The sequence below is a fragment of the Sphingobacterium athyrii genome, assembly GCF_003071065.1.
GTDB lineage: Bacteria > Bacteroidota > Bacteroidia > Sphingobacteriales > Sphingobacteriaceae > Sphingobacterium > Sphingobacterium athyrii.
The window spans coordinates 1-16,029 of the sequence record NZ_QCXX01000014.1 but is presented as its reverse complement, the minus strand read 5'-3'; the positions used below and the strand labels follow the sequence as shown (position 1 = coordinate 16,029).

Sequence of the window (16,029 nt, the reverse complement as noted above, 5' to 3'; positions counted from 1 at the left end):
GGGATAAAATAGATTTCATCATCTTTTCCATTCATTACAGTGATACATTTATTATCTGAAAGACAATACACGGATCTTGGTGATAGACTTATTAAGGCGTCAATAATCATGTATCCAATTAAACCTAAAAAACTTATCAGTAAAATTTTCAAGATCATTTTTACCACTTTGGTTGCCCTAGAAACGGGTTGGTTTGCATTAGCCATAGTCTTTCTTTTGCTTCTTTTTAAGTGAACTTTTCCATTTATTTCCTTTTTCATTTATTCCGCGATATAAAAAAACTATCTACCGAAAAGTGAGTTGTAAAAATACTTTTTGCATGGCGCTGACATGCTTGGCTTTAGTTTTTCAATCACCTAATTTTTCTTTTAAGGCATTGAAGAGCATCAGAGCTCTTATGGTATTAGCTCTGATGGTTTCTATGTTTAGTCTATTGGCTCAGACGTGCCGCAAGGACAGGGAGCCAATGGCTATCCGGTCTTACTCTTATTTTAGGCATCTATCCTAATCATCAAACCCATGAAACACCCAAGTATTATATCCTTTTACTTTTAAATACAATTGCTTTTCACCCAAGCTATCTTTTCTATAGATAAAGAGATAGGGAGAATAGCTATCACAATGATAAACGCTGCATAAAAGAGATAATTCGACTTAAAATTTTTCATATGGTCTTTTATTTACTCCGTTAACCGCCACAATAACTGCCTTTGGTCCCATATGTGCACCTACCGTATAATTAAATATTGAATAATTTTTTCCACCTCCAGACTTATAACCCAAAATTATGAACACAATTTACATTTTTTTACCTTGATCCCGGTGTCTCTTTTAAAATGCCTTTATCTAAGATAATGGAAGTGTTGGCCTCATTTCCATTGTCATCCACTTTAATTAATCGATCAAAATTATCGTCAGTTTTACGAACAAGATTTATTTTGCCAAAATCATCAACAGTGTAGTCATCTTCAAGCATCCCTGTTGAATCAATAAACTTCATTGGATTATTATAACCATAGCGATAAGGAGACCAATCGTAAGCTTCACTAGCCAGCGGATCCTCAACATTCCACCTGCCTATCTCTGCATCATAAAATCTAGCCCCATAATCACGCTGATTCCAAAGCTTCTATATCGATATTATAGTGTCCCCTCTCAGGTTTGAGATGGGAATCGGTTCGTTTTTAATATTCTTATTATTCTATATATCAAAACCATATTAATAATCACACTTACTCCTAATATGAATGTAAATAATGTAAGAGGAATATGATAGGTATTTTTATAGTTCAACCAACGAACCAATTCTTTATTATCGAAGGAATTATAAATATCATCATTTTCATTCATAGGTTTTGGGGAGATTTTATAAATTTTACCATATCGAAATTCAACTATGATTTTAATATTATTTTCTAATTCCACTAAAACAACAAACCTATTTTCCCTCACATAATATCCAAGAAGTTTTGAAATAACACCTTTTCCTTCGATTGACATTCCTTTGTAAAGAACCAAGCCTCCAGAATTATCTGTAATCACAACTCCATAATTATTCGCTGAAATATCGTAGCCCCAATAATCTATTTTCAAATCATGTGCTATATAATATTTTTTTTCTAAGCTAGATTCAGAAATTGAATATTTAATATTATCATACCAAAATCCTACTGAAATAAAATTAATGACAGTCATTAACAAAGCTGATATAATCGTTAGGACATCCTTCATATTAATAAAATGGAATAGTAATTATTGTTGGATTATAATCATATGGAACTCCCCCTCTTTCCAAATTTGAACCTTTCCCATCTGGCACAGCCTGTGACCCTGATAATATTTTTCATCAATAAAATCTGGATCCCAAAATCCATCACCTTCAAATAAAGTATATGTTACCTCTCTCTTAAAAGGATCAGCAAAAATATTAACGGTAGTCCTGCCAATGTAAAATTTATGTTTCGTAAAATTAATTCCTGTATTTGTTTTAAACCTTCCTTTTGAAATTTGTTTATGTAGTTCGATAAAAACAGGTGACAGGAGCACTTTTTTCAAGGATTTTTTCCTATTGTTACCGACTGTCCATTACCATTATAATAATGTTTGACCGTCTCCCAATCGGAATCTACAATTACTCCCTTCATATCTAATTTGTCCACATTTCTTGAGATAGCATAACTCAATCTGAAATTTCTAGAATTACTATAAGAAGTTCGAGTAACCACTGCCTCTTCCATTTGTACAACATCTTTATCTACCTTATAGTTCTTCATAACTAAATTATTTGATGAAACTGTATCAAGACCGAATAAGTCTTTAAAAATAATAGGATTATTCATTACATAATTGTATCCATTAAGATTATAATGCATCTCCGCCAGCGGATCCACCACATTCCACCTTCCTATCTCCGCATCGTAGAACCTCGCTCCATAATCCACTGGTAATATTTATTCGAATTTTCTGGTTTTAAAAGGGTTAAAATCTATTGGTATACCATCAGATATTATTGAATAAATATCCCAAAAATCAGCAGAATACATCTTAGTGTCAAAATAAAGAGAATCATTTAGAAGAATCTGAGTTCTACTATAACCTTTTGCACTTTCAACTTGCTTTTCTCTCAATCGTTCCAGTTTCCTAAAGAAAAGTGGACTATTTTTTATAAAAAACGTCGTACTGTCTGTCGTTGACTCTGCTAAAAATTTATCTTCACCAATAGAATTTGATCTACCTGTCTTGGCCTTTGCCTGGCCAGATTCGTCAAATGACAGTTCAATGTACTCAAAACCTATTCGATAAATAATATTGGCTTCTTTTTTACTTTCACGTTGTTGTCTACAAAATGAAAATAAAAACAACAACGGTATTAGACGCAATACTTTCATTTTTTACTTGATAAAATTTCAAATAATTTACTCTTGGTTTTAATCCCTGTTCCAATCGTAATGTATTTTCGGAAGGATAACGATATCCAGGATAAATTTAGATTGGACTCCACTATTAAAAACCGTAGCCTCCTACATAATCCAGCTCCAGTTCTACCTGTTTCTCCTTGCCATTGTATTTGTAAGGGTTAGAATTACTCAATGCATTCCCCTGATTCATCTCCATACCAAATGGATAGTAATACTGGATCTGCTTGATCTTCCCACTATGGTCTACCACGACAGGTATATTGCCAAGATGATCCTTTAAAAAGTATTCATAAATATGAGAACTGCCATTTGGAAGAATCCTGCCCTCCTCGGTCTGAATAAACTTCAATACTCCATTCTCGTACTGGATACGGTCAACGTCTGCATTACAGCAGATTCTAATGTTTTTATCAGCTTCCTGCCTATTGCATCATAACTGTACAAGACGTTTTCAGTGCCTTTGACTAGCTTTACAGGTAAATCTAAGTAATTATAATCGCTTTTGGTGATTTCGACCCATGAATTTGTATTACCGGTATCATCTACATCGTAGGTAAAGTTATTCAGATTAGACCAATTATTTAGCTTCATGAAGTCACAGTATGCGAGGATCCTATCTAACCTCTGTCATAATGTATTCTCCACATAATCATTAAAATTTTAAATGGGCACATTAGGAAAAAAAATTTGATTACTTAGACACCAAAAAGGCTGGAGCCAAAAGGATGCTGCGACACAATTGGATATATCAATTCCAGCATTTTCTAAGATTGAAGCAGGAATCACAGATATTAATCTCTCTCGGATAATCCAAATCTCAAAGTTATTTAATGTCTCGGTTTTACAGCTTTTATCTTCTTCTGACACAGAAGAGATTAAAGACTATGTCAACGAGATAGACACAATTAAGCAAAAGTTGCAAGAACGTGACGATGAAATTATCGAACTTCAGAAAAAAGTAATCGACCTATATGAGCCTCGTGTTTGCTGCAGCTTTCTTTGTCCTGGATAAACTGTATCGTGTCCATTGCCTTACCATTCTTTGAGCAATTACCGCTAAAACAGAACACCGTGTTCGTATCTGGGTACACCTACATACTCGGGGTTCGAACTCGACAAGGCCACGCTCGACAGGGTGCAGAAAGTCACCAAGCTCTCCGATAAGGACAAGGAATATATTTTCGTAACCCTTGATGCACTCATCAGGGATTTTACAAATAAACAGGCATACGCTAAATAACAAAAGCCACCGATTAGGTGGCTCGCTGTTAGGATACTTTTTTTAATGATTTTTTTGCTTCATCACTGATTACCTTATCATCATCATTGACCAACCTAAGTAATACATCTTTTACATTCTCTGCTTTTATTTTACCTAAGGCAGATACAAACATTTGCCTTGATAAGCCATTCTCTTTGTTTAGTACTATAGGAAAAATATTAGCCACTTCACTTTTTGTGATTGTTACATTTACAGCATTTCCAATGACCCATTTTAAATTCTCCTTGTCATTGGATAATTGCAAATATTCCCTTATTAACAAAGGCACTACAATACCTTTTGCTTCAGGAACAGTTAAAGCTCTGACTATACCTTCTTTATTTCTGACATAGTTTACTAACGGTAAATATTTCATTAAAATAGGAATAGCTTTTGGGTACTTGCTTTTAGTATTTACTAAATCCCAAATAGAATTTATTTTAATATCTAAAACAGCAAGTTCATCTATTAATCCTTGATATTCTTTTGCTCGTTCTAACTCAATCTGCTTGGCTAATAAAAGAGTTTCTTCTATTTCTTCTTTTGTCTTTGGCTTGCTTGCCAACTCTGCCCATCGCTTTTCTAAAATTTCTATATCAACCATAATTAATATTTTAAAAGCCTACAACTTTATTGTGAATAATAGTTCCGTTATCAATTAATTGTTTAAGTGGTTTGGAAAAAGTAGTACTTGGACGAGTATGCAAAATCATCTGTAAACCATTCTATTGCGAATAGTTCAAATAATCCCTTAACTGTTCTGTAAAATTGAGGTGTTTAACATTCTTAGATTCCTCAAGTAACCCATTCGCTAATCTATCTGGAAATCTTGTTCTACCACCGATATTGATTGCAGTTTTAGAACTCGACATCCCTAAAGCCTGCTCCATAGCACTGCCCATTGCTTTAGAATTTGCAATTCCCGTCTTAGCGGCCTATCTTGTCATAAAGAGGTCCTATACCATTACTATCGAAGTAATATTCCTCATCATTGGCATTATCCATTTGGCCTATGAAATAATTAAAATTATACCTATCACAGAAATTATTAGCCCACGTTTTTAAATGATCAACTTTCAACTTATAATTATTTCCATCTAAATCTTTAATATCAAAATAAAATAACAGGTCAAAGTCATCGTCGTTTCGTCCTATGTTGACAAACACATTTTTAACATCTCTTCCATTTACATTCAACTTGTCAGTAGTAATTACTAGATCTACATAACTGTTTAAATTGAAGATTTTAATGATCGTTTCTAGTTCATACGAAGATGAAAGTTCAGGAAGGTTAAACCTTATTTCTTTGGCTCCAAATAATAACTCCGATAAAAAGCTAATATTCAAAGTTGAAAATACACCCTTAAAAATTATTTCAATTAATGTTGATGTTACCATATCAAATTGATTAATCAAAAAATCCTTTAAACATCCAATTGTCCTGCAATCTTATACCCCTTCCATCTGGCAGTCTTTTCTCTAAAAATCCCCCAACTTTCTGAAACGATCCTGGAGCTTTCCAAATTTCTTGAAATGTTTTATACCCAGCTTCATTAAAAGTAGCTGGATTCAATTTGGCTCCTTGAGAAATTGCATCTCCCCAAGAACCTCCTCTACCAAAATGCTTTTGAAATTGATATCCAACTTCTGTGTAATAGCCACTACTTGATCTGACAGTTAGGTGTTCTTAAAAATTGTCAGATTGCCTATTCGAATATAGTGATGTTTCTTCAAAATCTAAAGATGTGACTTGTTGCTTATTCTCCTGTATTGGATAAGTAACAAGTTGATCTTGTGTTAGCGTTTCCAGCATCTTTTGCTTTGCCAAATAAATTGTATCGTCGAAGGTCTGCCTAGGTGTCTTCCCAAAGCAGTATTTTCCAGTGTGGGTACGATCCTGATTATAGTAAGTCATCCAACGATCTAGATCATTTTGGAGCTCCTGAATGCTACGATATACTTTCTTTCTGAATGCAACTGCATAAAACTCATCTTGAATTGTGCGATGGAAACGTTCACAAATGCCATTTGTTTGAGGGCTTTTTGCTTTGGTTTTCGTGTGATCTATATCTTCGATTGCTAAATAGAGCTGATACTCATGCTGATCTCTTACACCACAGTATTCTGTTCCGCGGTCTGTTAATATCCTTAACAATCTTATGTCATGTTGCTCGAAAAATGGCACCACTTGGTCGTTTAGCATATCTGCGGCAACTAATGCATTCTTCCGATCATACAGTTTTGTAAAAGCGACTTTGGAATAGGTATCTATGAAAGTTTGTTGATATATATGCCCGACTCCTTTAATATTTCCAACATAATAAGTGTCCTGCGCTCCTAAATATCCAGGATGATACGTTTCTATTTCGCCGTGTGCCTTTTTTTCTTCTTTAGCTTTCTCCAGTGCTATAAGCTGGGCTTCCGTCAAAACAATACCTTCCTGTGCCGATTTTGCTTCTAAAGCCTTTAATCTAAGCTTAAAAGTTTGCAAATCATGGCGCATCCATATGCTCCGAACTCCTCCAGGTGATATCAATATCCCTTGCTTTTTTAACTCATTAGATACCCGTAATTGACCTAAAGCGGGTTGGTCTATGGCCAAATCCACAACAGTTTTTTCAATATGTTCTTCTACTCGGTTCTTTAACACTGGCTTTCTTCTAGAAAGTTCCTGAAACGCAAGTTCGCCTCCCTGATCATACAATTCTTTGAATCGATAAAAGCTGTCTCTGGAATAGCCCATTACTTTACAGGCTCTTGATACATTTCCTAAATGCTGGGCAAGTTCTAAAACACCCAGTTTGTTCATGATGATTTTTTCTTGTGTTGTCATAACTCTAATCTATTTTACAGTCGTTAATTTATTGCAACTGTCAGATTAAGTCTTGACTACTTCACAATAAATAAACAATAGTGCCAACCTTTTTCAAGATTGGCACCGCTGTTTATATACTAGTCTTCAGTAATATCGAAACTACGGAGTGTATTGTTTTAAGACCTTTACTTTCTTATCATTATTCGTAGCTGGCCAAATAACTATACGATAAAAATCATCTCCTTCATCCCCCTCAACAGTCGTCAAACCTTTTGAATAAACCCGAACACTATACAATCCCGATGGTAGCTCAACTTCTTGAACTACACTTGATGTAGGACAGTCCTGAACTTGTAAAACACCTTTCTCAATATCGATTTTACCTTCAACAACATGATCATATTCCTCTAAATTTTCAATATTAGATCCATCATTCTTTATTTCCAACTGCCCCTTTACTGGACCATAACATTCTGTACCTACAGCTAAAAAACCTTTATTTACAGCCATTCTTTCATGATGAGTTTGCTCTGTCCACAGGTCACTATCAGGAAATTCATCAGCCCCATCAGTCAAATAAAATTGTCTATACTGGGTATAAAAATCCAAAGGGTATACATCCTCATTAATCATATTTTTACAAGAGCTAAGATTTAATAAAATCAATAAAACAAACAACATAAAACTATCCTTGATTATCAAACTCATAATTACCAGTCTGGAAAGATTGTGGAACAAAAATCGGCTTAGTTCCTTTCAGATCCAATGGATCGCCTCCAGTTACAATACGACCTGTAGATGGTTCAGGCTGCCTTCTTATGTAGGGGATAGGTATTCCTAAAGTCATATCCATTCCAACTGTCCCGGATTTATATCCTTGATATGTATCAAAACCAAACCTCGCTACTTTCTAAATTAGAAAGAGAACAAAGAAAAAGCAATCTTTTTATCACCGCTTTACAATGTAACTTCTTTTTTCGCGGTAATCTCCAAATTAGTAACTTCAAAATTATAATCTGTTCTAAATTCCCGCTTTAAAATAACTACGAATTAACGTCACCGCTATCAAAATAATAAACGCTGCATAAAAGAGATAATTCGACTTAAAATTATTCATATGGTCTTTTATTTACTCCGTTAACCGCCACAATAACTGCCTTCGGTCCCATATGTGCACCTACCGTATAATTAAATATTGAATAATTTTTTCCACCTCCAGACTTATAACCCAAAATTATTAACACAATTTACATTTTTTTACCTTGATCCCAATAATCTCTCAGTATTTTCTCCAGGTCATCAACATAAATATTTAATGAAAACATCGGTATTATCACTGGAGTTCGATAAGTAGAGTAGTTTCTTTTCAAAGATAAACGGGAAAAAAGACTTCGTCTTCTATTTATAAAACTGATTGGATCAATTAATAATACTTTGATTACCGTTGTACCATTTATTTCTATTTGCTGAATATCTCTAACTTCATCCCATTTTATAAATCCAGCTTCACCTCCTACGCTCGACAAATCTGTAAATCCCTCTTTTTCGATAATCAATGCAGTTTTTCTAATCATTAATTTAAATGAGAGAACTAGCATTGATCCGAAAATAAAAATAGTTAATCCCCCTATGATTTCAATCACCAAATAATTATGAATTATCCATTTCGTTGAAAGATATTCAGCATTAAGCAGCAGCCACATGCCAATTATAATAAAGGCTAACATCATTATTATAATTAATATTTTTCTTTTAATGTTAAAGTTTATTTTTATTGTATCCATTTTAATTATATGCTTCCTCAGCAATTAAACTTCCCCCTATTCCTCCAGCAATTCCTCCTATAATACCACCGGCAATAGCGCCAACCCCATTCCCAAGAATTGGAAAGAATGAACCTAAGACACCTCCAGCGGCGGCTCCTATTCTGGCCCCTGCCCATGCCCCTGCCATTCCTGTTGCCGCCTTTCCCATTTCCATTTCCATTGTAGTTTTTGGCCCTCGATATCCCTCTTCTAAATAAGTATTTGCAACGGTAGCAGCAGAAATTGTAATGCCAGCGATGTTCGCTGTACGGCTTAAACTTTTTCCAATGTTACTTTGAATTACAGGTTTCATGTAAACTCTAAATCCATATGCGACACTTGGCCGTATTTGGCCAATATACAACTTTGCACTATTAAAGCCATTAGTCTTTAATCCTTCAGCTAATCCAGATATTCCATCATTTACTTTTCCAAGTGTATTGAGAGCATCACTTAAAATATTTTGTGATGCAACATTGTTTTCCCTTAAATCAACCAATCGCATCGTAGCGCTTACATTATCTACAACGCCCAATCCGAGAAAGATTGGGCGCTGAAACAAAAAAAATTACTCTTCTATTATTTTTATCTCAAAAGCAACATTCGGTTCTTTTCTATAAGCAAAAAAGCCAGGCTCCATATCAGAAAGAGACAACAGCCCCTCATCTATGTTCAATATCTCTTCCATAGAAATAACTTTATAGTCCGATTCTTCAACCGCTCTTTCACTAATAAATTCCCACATTCCATCCTCTTGATGATGATACACTCTAGTTATTTGATCCGTCTTATTCAAGACAAATGATGTTGTCAAAACTGCCTCGGTGGGATCAGAAAAATAATTAATTAACTTCATTCCAGATTGTTGCTTGATTTTTTTATATTTTATTTCATTGATATAGCTCTCTGGTTTGAGTTTGAATTTGTAATGAGAATAGTAACCTTTCTTTATATTAGAATTTTACCCATCTCCACCACTGTTATCACCTGTAATCCAATCCGAAATTTACTAAAAGTATTTAAATTTACTAACAGAGACCCTCTTAAACTTTAAAATTTTCAACTCGCTGCCCATAATGATTGATCTGTTAAAGTATTCCTTTGATTTCTTAAAACAGTGAGCCTGTTTTCCGGGCTAATTTTGTATCAGAAAATATAACTGCTGAATAGCGGTATTTGTTAAATCTTAAAAATTAGAAAAAATGAAAACTAAAGAAGAAATCAGAAATGCAGCACAACAGACATTTAAAAACCATTTGGAATTTTTGTCAACAGGTCAGATCGAAAAATGGGTAGACCTATTCGACGGCAGCGGTTTATTGGAATTTCCATATGGGCCAAAGGATTTCCCTACGAAAGTGAGCGGAAAAGATGAACTATTTGACTACATGAAAAATTTTCCAAAACACTTCAAAGTCAAATTCGAAAACCTCCATTTTCATCTGACCGAAGAGCCGACACTTGTCATAGCAGAGTTTACGAGTGATGGATATGCATTATCTACAGGTAAGCCCTATATCCAAAAATATATTTCGGTGGTGACCACTGATACAGCAGGTAAGATTCTGAAATATGTCGACTTTTGGAATCCAATGGTCGCACTTGAATCGATCAATGCACCTCTTGCAGACTTTGTACAAGCGTAAAATATGCAGCAATAAAGTCCAAGTAGTTTAGCTATTTGGACTTATCTTTTTAAATAGATATACTATGAAAAAAAACAGTATTTTTGGCCATTTAAGAGAATCAATCAAGCTTTTAAGGCGCTTAAGTATGACAAAACCCGAGACACTGGAAGAATATTATGCCACGCATGAATTTGTTAAATCATTCGACCTCAATAGTCCACAAGGTCATTTTAATATTTTTGAAATAAAAGAACTTTCTCCCCAGTATGCCAAACCCGTCACTTATGGGAGAAAGGACTATTTTAAGATATGTGTGGTCTCTGGTAAGAGTAAGATCCATTATGCGGATAAAAGTTTTGAGATCATGGAAAACGGTCTGCTATTCGCTACCCCATCTATTCCCTATGATTGGGAACCGCTTGATGTAAAGCAGTTTGGATTTAGCTGTATCTTTACGGAATCTTTTTTTAACGAATTCGGAAATATAAAGAAATATCCTGTTTTTCAGCCTGGAGGATTCCCTGTATATGAGTTAACAAGCAACGAAAAAAATTCACTTATACAGATATGTGCTCAAATAATGGAAGAACAGAAGTCAAATTTTGAGTATAAAAATGATTCCATTAGAAGTCACATCTTGCAACTGATACATTCTGCCATGAAGATGCGACCTTCCACCTACTTTCTCCCTGAGAAAAACAACGCCGCAAAGCGCTTGACTACCTTATTTTTAGATCTCTTGGAAAATCAATTTCCGATCCAAAATACCATGGATGGGCTTCGACTCAGAAGTGCCTCAGAATTCGCTGATCAAATGGCTGTCCATGTCAATCATCTTAATAAGTCCGTAAAAGATACTACTCAAAAAACTACTTCTGATCTAATTTCTGACAGAATACTTCGGGAGGCAAAAATAATGTTGAAGCATAGTTCATGGGCGATTTCTGAAATTGCCTATAGCTTGGGGTTTGAGGGCCCCTCTCACTTCAGCACTTTTTTTAAGAAAAGGCAGCATATTTCTCCAAGTCAGTTTCGAAGTATGATTTAAAAATGGTACCAGTCATACTTTATCTAACCCAAAACATAATTTTTGCTAATTTGTCTCTGTAATCTCACCCCTTGAATTTGTAACACCGTTACCGTTTACATCGTAGGTAAAGTTATTCAAATTAGACCAATTATTTAGCTTCATGAAGTCACAAGTATGCGAGGATCTTATCTAATCTCTGTCATAATGTATTCTCCACATAATCATTAAAATTTTAAAAAATCAAATATATTCTAATTAAAAGAATATTTTTCGTGTCTTAAACTTTAATTAATTTTTAAATGAGCACATTAGGAAAAAGAATTAGATTACTTAGACACCAAAAAGGCTGGAGCCAAAAGGATGCTGCGACACAATTGGATATATCAATTCCAGCATTTTCTAAGATTGAAGCAGGAATCACAGATATTAATCTCTCTAGGATAATCCAAATCTCAAAGTTATTTAATGTCTCGGTTTTACAGCTTTTATCTTCTTCTGACACAGAAGAGATTAAAGACTATGTCAACGAGATAGACGCAATTAAGCAAAAGTTGCAACAACGTGACGACGAAATTATCGAACTTCAGAAAAAAGTTATCGACCTATATGAGCAGTTGTACAAAAAATAACAACTGTAAAATTACCAATCGGAATACGGCACCAAATTCAAAGCTGACTTAGGAAACCCTATTTTTGTATTAAGGCCAAGGATATGGCATTTTAATAACTGATAGGTATGCCTCTTGGACAAAGACTGATAACATTGAGAAAGGTTAAGAAACTCTCACCTCACAGAGCTATCTTGGCAAGAAAGTGAGACTTCCAGCGATATTATCGGCCTGTATGAAAGGGACGAGGTTATCCTCTTTGTGGAAGTGGCCTCAAAGCTGGAAGATGTGCTCGGTGTTTGCCGGATTATCTTTTAGGAAAGACAGATACACTTTTGGATTCCGCTACGCTCAGCAGGATCATGGAGATATCCGTATGCCCGCGAAAACGGCCAAGAACAAGTATTCTTGTGCGTGATGCACTTATAAGAGTCTAAAAGGCTGGAAAAGCATATTTGTAATGTCTAACTAAAGCCCGATCTTGGGCTTTAGTTAGACATTCTTTTTTTATATGCCTGACCATTTTGTATTCATAAGCAAGCATTTGCTAGTATCATTTTACCCTAATCATTTCAATTTTTTAGGCATATAGCAATTAGTGCTTTCGATCTAAATGCAAATAAATTCAAATAATTTTGGTCCAATTAGTCTTAATATAAGTATTGAAAATCTGCACTATTCAACTTGGAGCTTATTTTGAATGTAACACGCTAAATTTGGAATATCAACAATAGCTTGATCAATCATTTGTCGATATAAATTTTCTCCATATTTTGCTAATAAATGCTCATTTAAATCACCACTCGTTGGCCTTCCGTCACTATAGACATAACTAGGCAAAATTAAATAATTTGGCACATCATCATAGGTTATCATTTCCCATGTCAATAACCCTTTAAAATTTCTTACTGCATCCCTGATTTTGCTATATATAACATCATTTTTATCTTTGTCCTTAAATCTGAAACGTAGAAATGGGTATACCGCATACCGATCATCAATTGACATCATTGATATTCTACTTGTCGCAATTGGGCAAATATCATTTAATGTAAAAAACAAAACTCTATTTATTTCTTCAAAATTCATATTACAGCCGTTTTAATTTAATTCCTTTCGGACTCATGCTTTAATGAAATCTGATGTTAAAATTGGTTTCTTTCCAAACATAGAGCCACTTTTGCCGTTAGGTTTGTTATTGGCTCTCTAATCTTCCGTTCACTTTTAATTTTTGAGCCTCTTCTAAAATCTCCTTTGCCAAGATTTCATCATCAATTTCGACTTCAATAATTTCGTTGTTGTCAACTAATCTATCTTTTAGATTTTTTGCTTCTTGTAAACTCACCCCTGCTTTCTCATTTAAGAGCTTCATGAATGGAATTTTCCTCATCCCAACATCCCAACTTTCAAATATTATTTTTACCATTTTTAGTTAATTTTAAATATTAATTGAGAAGGTATTTTTCCAGGACTTGCACTTCCTTTGATGCAACTTGTTTAGAAGATACTAAACTCTCAGTAACTACAAGTTGAGCCGGCTTGGCTGTGAAACCCATCCCAAATGTAAATATATCAGCAGTACCATTAGCCATTCCTGCTGCAGCTCTAACATAATCTCCCCGTTGTATATCGTTGATGACATAGCGAGTGTATTGATGTCCAGGTATTCCTGATTGAAATTCATCCCAAAACTGCGGCCATGTTAAATTTTTAAAATAATTTTTTGTGGATTTAAACCCATTGACGACGACTTCATATAACTTAAAATGTGCCACAATTGGTCCACCTGGTTTTGGCCCCCCACTCCATCGACCATCGACATCAGAACCGCTCACCGGATTATTTCCCATCCCAACATAAGGTGATATTGACCATAAGGATCCGTTGTCAGCCATCTGCCTATAGCAGCATCATAGTTCCTCAGTTCAAAATTATTCCAACCTGTTTCTTTGTCTTTCTCCGCATACAGACCTTGATAACCGAATCTATTTTCAATACCTCCAGAGCGCGCCTCCATTCCAAATGGATAGTAGTCTGCATAATAAACAATGTCGGCAGCGCCGCCTGCCGTCTTATTGCGATTGATCACTATACGCGTATTGCCGACATGGTCAGTGATCGTGTACTGATAATTACTGCCAAGCCTGTAAAATGTACCTAATCTGTCAGATCCATAAGCCGGTTGTTCCTTCAGCTGCACTGCGCCTGTACCCTGCTGTTCAAAGATCGCTGCCAATACTCCCATCACCATCATAACTATACCACGTCACCGCGCCGGTACGATGATCTTTTTTCATTACACGGTTGCTGTCTTCGTCATAAACAAAACTAAGAATTATTATGTGTTTAGCTTCTTGTAATGTGCAAAAATGTGTTTTCTCAAATTAATATTAGTTCCTTCATCCTTTTTCAAAGATTATAATATTTGACACCGATAATGATTACTTCACCTTTTTCTGATAGTATAATTCCGGATTAAACGTACCTTTTTTCAATCCGTTAAGCAGCGCTTCCGGTGAATCAAATATTTTCTGAATTTCGTAAGGGTCATGGATTAGCCCATAAATGGCTCCTTGAGAATTGATAGCCAAATAATTCCCATCACCAAAGTCGTTAATTACATAAAAATCACCTTCAGACACATTGATATGAAAAGTTGATTTTAGATCTAATAATTTAACTACTTCATCGTAAGATCCTCCTAAAATCATTCTTAGATTATTTTTATCTTGGTCTTTAAAATTCTTCTCTTTAATATGGGAAGTATCGATTTTACTTAAATCCAAATCCTTTATATTACCATTCAAATAATACCCAGCAAGCATCCCTTGAAGAATATCGAATTCAACAATATTGTATCTTTTCAGTTTCGTATCAAACACGCGTATATCCTTAATGATAAAATATTCTGGCAGGTTTGTATTTAAAAAGTGAGATTCTAACTTCGCGTTTAACGTAAATACATATGCGCCTAAAGCCCCATGTTTATTTATTTTTTTGCCAATAATAAAGTCTTCCGTCACTTGTGGTTTTAAATATGAATATTTATCAGGAAGGCATTCTACAATACATTTTAGAAATACCAAATCATGGCTAGATAAACTATTTCTTTTGAAAAAATTAAACATACTATTTCCATTTTAATTTATAAAGGTCTTTCGCCCATGCTAGAGCAAACCTTGCTCTAAAAGGATCCATTTTTGCATGTTCCAGACTACTAACTGCTTTTAAATTCCAACTATTATTTTTCAGCCAATTGGGCGCTCACTTCCATCTCTGGGGGATAAATCTGTGGTGTAATTCTGTATACTGTTTCCGAACCTGTCCAGTTTCCCGATTTATTAATGATTCAAGTGGAACTTTTACTCTAGTCGACCAATACATTGCCCTATATTCAGCAAAGGTAAGCTGTTGACTTATTATCTTATTAGCCCCCTTATAAAGACCTTCCCCACTCCCACTCCTACGTCAATTATCCAATTAGCATCTACCAAAGCTCCGCCCTGAATTGGCATTCTCTGTCATAATGTATTCTCCACATAATCATTAAAATTTTAAAAAATCAAATATATTCTAATTAAAAGAATATTTTTCGTATCTTAAACTTTAATTAATTTTTAAATGAGCACATTAGGAAAAAAAATTAGATTACTTAGACACCAAAAAGGCTGGAGCCAAAAGGATGCTGCAACACAATTGGATATATCAATTCCAGCATTTTCTAAGATTGAAGCAGGAATCACAGATATTAATCTCTCTAGGATAATCCAAATCTCAAAGTTATTTAATGTCTCGGTTTTACAGCTTTTATCTTCTTCTGACACAGAAGAGATTAAAGACTATGTCAACGAGATAGACGCAATTAAGCAAAAGTTGCAACAACGTGACGACGAAATTATCGAACTTCAGAAAAAAGTTATCGACCTATATGAGCAGTTGTACAAAAAATAACAACTGTAAAATT

General features: G+C 34.6%; 25 protein-coding genes and 3 pseudogenes. 6 read left to right on the top strand and 22 right to left on the bottom strand.

Translation table 11 applies throughout. The features are described 5' to 3' along the window. The 8 genes and pseudogenes from DCO56_RS29685 to DCO56_RS28920 all read right to left on the bottom strand — a co-directional run. A partial coding sequence (locus tag DCO56_RS29685; protein ID WP_219929474.1) for a hypothetical protein occupies window positions 1-260 on the bottom strand: 260 nt, incomplete at its 3' end. Window positions 261-808: 548 nt separating this feature from the next. After that, window positions 809-1,099 (bottom strand): annotated as a pseudogene (locus DCO56_RS28950) (RHS repeat-associated core domain-containing protein); the annotation flags it as partial. A gap of 56 nt (window positions 1,100-1,155) precedes the next feature. Next, window positions 1,156-1,695 carry a hypothetical protein gene (locus DCO56_RS28945; protein ID WP_108637145.1) on the bottom strand — a complete coding sequence of 180 codons (540 nt, stop codon included), beginning with the start codon at window positions 1,693-1,695 and terminating at the stop codon, window positions 1,156-1,158. A gap of 57 nt (window positions 1,696-1,752) precedes the next feature. Further along, complete coding sequence (locus DCO56_RS28940; protein ID WP_108637144.1) at window positions 1,753-2,055, bottom strand: hypothetical protein; 303 nt, start codon at window positions 2,053-2,055, stop codon at window positions 1,753-1,755. Continuing rightward, window positions 2,052-2,441 carry an RHS repeat-associated core domain-containing protein gene (locus tag DCO56_RS29445; protein ID WP_245935934.1) on the bottom strand — a complete coding sequence of 130 codons (390 nt, stop codon included), beginning with the start codon at window positions 2,439-2,441 and terminating at the stop codon, window positions 2,052-2,054. The genes DCO56_RS28940 and DCO56_RS29445 overlap by 4 nt, the downstream gene beginning before the upstream one ends. A gap of 9 nt (window positions 2,442-2,450) precedes the next feature. Next, window positions 2,451-2,888: a hypothetical protein gene (locus DCO56_RS28930; RefSeq protein WP_108637143.1), complete on the bottom strand. Its 438-nt coding sequence runs from the start codon at window positions 2,886-2,888 to the stop codon at window positions 2,451-2,453. Window positions 2,889-3,003: 115 nt separating this feature from the next. Continuing rightward, window positions 3,004-3,267, bottom strand: coding sequence for an RHS repeat domain-containing protein (locus tag DCO56_RS28925; RefSeq protein ID WP_108637142.1), 264 nt, complete (start codon window positions 3,265-3,267; stop codon window positions 3,004-3,006). Next, a complete protein-coding gene (locus DCO56_RS28920; RefSeq protein ID WP_108637141.1) occupies window positions 3,264-3,509 on the bottom strand; it encodes a hypothetical protein in 246 nt (81 codons plus the stop codon). The genes DCO56_RS28925 and DCO56_RS28920 overlap by 4 nt, the downstream gene beginning before the upstream one ends. A gap of 115 nt (window positions 3,510-3,624) precedes the next feature. Here DCO56_RS28920 and DCO56_RS28915 point away from each other — a divergent pair. Further along, window positions 3,625-3,930: pseudogene (locus DCO56_RS28915) on the top strand (helix-turn-helix domain-containing protein); the annotation flags it as partial. 87 nt (window positions 3,931-4,017) lie between these two features. Beyond that, window positions 4,018-4,158 (top strand): annotated as a pseudogene (locus tag DCO56_RS30000) (helix-turn-helix domain-containing protein); the annotation flags it as partial. A gap of 28 nt (window positions 4,159-4,186) precedes the next feature. Here DCO56_RS30000 and DCO56_RS28910 read toward each other — a convergent pair. From DCO56_RS28910 to DCO56_RS28875, 9 genes are all read right to left on the bottom strand, one after another. Continuing rightward, the gene (locus DCO56_RS28910; RefSeq protein ID WP_108637140.1) at window positions 4,187-4,783 is read right to left on the bottom strand and encodes a hypothetical protein; all 597 of its coding nucleotides are present in this window, start codon (window positions 4,781-4,783) and stop codon (window positions 4,187-4,189) included. Window positions 4,784-4,904: 121 nt separating this feature from the next. Continuing rightward, complete coding sequence (locus DCO56_RS30155; RefSeq protein WP_165307271.1) at window positions 4,905-5,069, bottom strand: putative toxin; 165 nt, start codon at window positions 5,067-5,069, stop codon at window positions 4,905-4,907. A 37-nt stretch (window positions 5,070-5,106) separates the two neighbouring features. After that, a complete protein-coding gene (locus tag DCO56_RS28900; RefSeq protein ID WP_108637138.1) occupies window positions 5,107-5,577 on the bottom strand; it encodes a hypothetical protein in 471 nt (156 codons plus the stop codon). Between the two features lie 289 nt (window positions 5,578-5,866). After that, on the bottom strand, window positions 5,867-7,012 hold the full coding sequence (locus DCO56_RS28895) for an IS481 family transposase (RefSeq protein ID WP_108637137.1): 1,146 nt from the start codon (window positions 7,010-7,012) through the stop codon (window positions 5,867-5,869). 141 nt (window positions 7,013-7,153) lie between these two features. After that, window positions 7,154-7,702, bottom strand: a complete 549-nt coding sequence (locus DCO56_RS28890) for a hypothetical protein (protein ID WP_108637136.1) — start codon at window positions 7,700-7,702, stop codon at window positions 7,154-7,156. Beyond that, window positions 7,680-7,847, bottom strand: a complete 168-nt coding sequence (locus tag DCO56_RS29440; protein WP_181390707.1) for a hypothetical protein — start codon at window positions 7,845-7,847, stop codon at window positions 7,680-7,682. The genes DCO56_RS28890 and DCO56_RS29440 overlap by 23 nt, the downstream gene beginning before the upstream one ends. Before the next feature lie 394 nt (window positions 7,848-8,241). Then, entirely contained in the window at window positions 8,242-8,778 is a 537-nt protein-coding gene (locus DCO56_RS28885; RefSeq protein ID WP_108637135.1) for an STM3941 family protein, read from the bottom strand. A 1-nt stretch (window position 8,779) separates the two neighbouring features. Further along, a complete protein-coding gene (locus tag DCO56_RS28880; protein ID WP_146191166.1) occupies window positions 8,780-9,304 on the bottom strand; it encodes a hypothetical protein in 525 nt (174 codons plus the stop codon). A 63-nt stretch (window positions 9,305-9,367) separates the two neighbouring features. After that, complete coding sequence (locus DCO56_RS28875) at window positions 9,368-9,655, bottom strand: hypothetical protein (RefSeq protein ID WP_108637133.1); 288 nt, start codon at window positions 9,653-9,655, stop codon at window positions 9,368-9,370. A gap of 346 nt (window positions 9,656-10,001) precedes the next feature. Between DCO56_RS28875 and DCO56_RS28870 the strand changes: the two genes are divergently transcribed. The 3 genes from DCO56_RS28870 (at window position 10,002) to DCO56_RS28860 (ending at window position 12,086) form a co-directional block, all read left to right on the top strand. Further along, entirely contained in the window at window positions 10,002-10,445 is a 444-nt protein-coding gene (locus DCO56_RS28870; RefSeq protein ID WP_108637132.1) for a nuclear transport factor 2 family protein, read from the top strand. A gap of 64 nt (window positions 10,446-10,509) precedes the next feature. Next, window positions 10,510-11,475 carry an AraC family transcriptional regulator gene (locus tag DCO56_RS28865; RefSeq protein WP_108637131.1) on the top strand — a complete coding sequence of 322 codons (966 nt, stop codon included), beginning with the start codon at window positions 10,510-10,512 and terminating at the stop codon, window positions 11,473-11,475. A 281-nt stretch (window positions 11,476-11,756) separates the two neighbouring features. Continuing rightward, entirely contained in the window at window positions 11,757-12,086 is a 330-nt protein-coding gene (locus DCO56_RS28860) for a helix-turn-helix domain-containing protein (RefSeq protein ID WP_108637130.1), read from the top strand. A gap of 654 nt (window positions 12,087-12,740) precedes the next feature. Here the strand turns inward: DCO56_RS28860 and DCO56_RS28855 are convergent. The 5 genes from DCO56_RS28855 to DCO56_RS28835 form a co-directional block, all read right to left on the bottom strand. Then, window positions 12,741-13,154, bottom strand: a complete 414-nt coding sequence (locus tag DCO56_RS28855) for a hypothetical protein (protein ID WP_146191165.1) — start codon at window positions 13,152-13,154, stop codon at window positions 12,741-12,743. Window positions 13,155-13,260: 106 nt separating this feature from the next. Next, window positions 13,261-13,491: a hypothetical protein gene (locus DCO56_RS28850; RefSeq protein ID WP_108637128.1), complete on the bottom strand. Its 231-nt coding sequence runs from the start codon at window positions 13,489-13,491 to the stop codon at window positions 13,261-13,263. Between the two features lie 19 nt (window positions 13,492-13,510). Continuing rightward, window positions 13,511-13,915, bottom strand: coding sequence for a hypothetical protein (locus DCO56_RS28845; protein ID WP_108637127.1), 405 nt, complete (start codon window positions 13,913-13,915; stop codon window positions 13,511-13,513). Beyond that, window positions 13,897-14,319, bottom strand: coding sequence for an RHS repeat-associated core domain-containing protein (locus DCO56_RS28840; RefSeq protein WP_108637126.1), 423 nt, complete (start codon window positions 14,317-14,319; stop codon window positions 13,897-13,899). Before DCO56_RS28840 ends, DCO56_RS28845 begins: the two co-directional genes overlap by 19 nt. Before the next feature lie 187 nt (window positions 14,320-14,506). Next, window positions 14,507-15,193 carry a hypothetical protein gene (locus DCO56_RS28835; protein WP_108637125.1) on the bottom strand — a complete coding sequence of 229 codons (687 nt, stop codon included), beginning with the start codon at window positions 15,191-15,193 and terminating at the stop codon, window positions 14,507-14,509. A 493-nt stretch (window positions 15,194-15,686) separates the two neighbouring features. Between DCO56_RS28835 and DCO56_RS28830 the strand changes: the two genes are divergently transcribed. Further along, a complete protein-coding gene (locus DCO56_RS28830; protein WP_108637124.1) occupies window positions 15,687-16,016 on the top strand; it encodes a helix-turn-helix domain-containing protein in 330 nt (109 codons plus the stop codon). Window positions 16,017-16,029 lie beyond the last annotated feature (13 nt).

Excerpts from the sequence above, each read along its gene's own strand:
- DCO56_RS28945 (WP_108637145.1), bottom strand. The coding sequence starts at position 1,695 with ATGACTGTCATTAATTTTATTTCAGTAGGATTTTGGTATGATAATATT.
- DCO56_RS28930 (WP_108637143.1), bottom strand. The coding sequence starts at position 2,888 with ATGAAAGTATTGCGTCTAATACCGTTGTTGTTTTTATTTTCATTTTGT.
- DCO56_RS28920 (WP_108637141.1), bottom strand. The coding sequence starts at position 3,509 with ATGAAGCTAAATAATTGGTCTAATCTGAATAACTTTACCTACGATGTA.
- DCO56_RS28910 (WP_108637140.1), bottom strand. The coding sequence starts at position 4,783 with ATGGTTGATATAGAAATTTTAGAAAAGCGATGGGCAGAGTTGGCAAGC.
- DCO56_RS30155 (WP_165307271.1), bottom strand. The coding sequence starts at position 5,069 with ATGGAGCAGGCTTTAGGGATGTCGAGTTCTAAAACTGCAATCAATATC.
- DCO56_RS28900 (WP_108637138.1), bottom strand. The coding sequence starts at position 5,577 with ATGGTAACATCAACATTAATTGAAATAATTTTTAAGGGTGTATTTTCA.
- DCO56_RS28895 (WP_108637137.1), bottom strand. The coding sequence starts at position 7,012 with ATGACAACACAAGAAAAAATCATCATGAACAAACTGGGTGTTTTAGAA.
- DCO56_RS28890 (WP_108637136.1), bottom strand. The coding sequence starts at position 7,702 with ATGAGTTTGATAATCAAGGATAGTTTTATGTTGTTTGTTTTATTGATT.
- DCO56_RS29440 (WP_181390707.1), bottom strand. The coding sequence starts at position 7,847 with ATGGATATGACTTTAGGAATACCTATCCCCTACATAAGAAGGCAGCCT.
- DCO56_RS28885 (WP_108637135.1), bottom strand. The coding sequence starts at position 8,778 with ATGGATACAATAAAAATAAACTTTAACATTAAAAGAAAAATATTAATT.
- DCO56_RS28880 (WP_146191166.1), bottom strand. The coding sequence starts at position 9,304 with ATGCGATTGGTTGATTTAAGGGAAAACAATGTTGCATCACAAAATATT.
- DCO56_RS28875 (WP_108637133.1), bottom strand. The coding sequence starts at position 9,655 with ATGAAGTTAATTAATTATTTTTCTGATCCCACCGAGGCAGTTTTGACA.
- DCO56_RS28870 (WP_108637132.1), top strand. The coding sequence starts at position 10,002 with ATGAAAACTAAAGAAGAAATCAGAAATGCAGCACAACAGACATTTAAA.
- DCO56_RS28865 (WP_108637131.1), top strand. The coding sequence starts at position 10,510 with ATGAAAAAAAACAGTATTTTTGGCCATTTAAGAGAATCAATCAAGCTT.
- DCO56_RS28860 (WP_108637130.1), top strand. The coding sequence starts at position 11,757 with ATGAGCACATTAGGAAAAAGAATTAGATTACTTAGACACCAAAAAGGC.
- DCO56_RS28855 (WP_146191165.1), bottom strand. The coding sequence starts at position 13,154 with ATGAATTTTGAAGAAATAAATAGAGTTTTGTTTTTTACATTAAATGAT.
- DCO56_RS28850 (WP_108637128.1), bottom strand. The coding sequence starts at position 13,491 with ATGGTAAAAATAATATTTGAAAGTTGGGATGTTGGGATGAGGAAAATT.
- DCO56_RS28845 (WP_108637127.1), bottom strand. The coding sequence starts at position 13,915 with ATGGGAAATAATCCGGTGAGCGGTTCTGATGTCGATGGTCGATGGAGT.
- DCO56_RS28840 (WP_108637126.1), bottom strand. The coding sequence starts at position 14,319 with ATGATGGTGATGGGAGTATTGGCAGCGATCTTTGAACAGCAGGGTACA.
- DCO56_RS28835 (WP_108637125.1), bottom strand. The coding sequence starts at position 15,193 with ATGTTTAATTTTTTCAAAAGAAATAGTTTATCTAGCCATGATTTGGTA.
- DCO56_RS28830 (WP_108637124.1), top strand. The coding sequence starts at position 15,687 with ATGAGCACATTAGGAAAAAAAATTAGATTACTTAGACACCAAAAAGGC.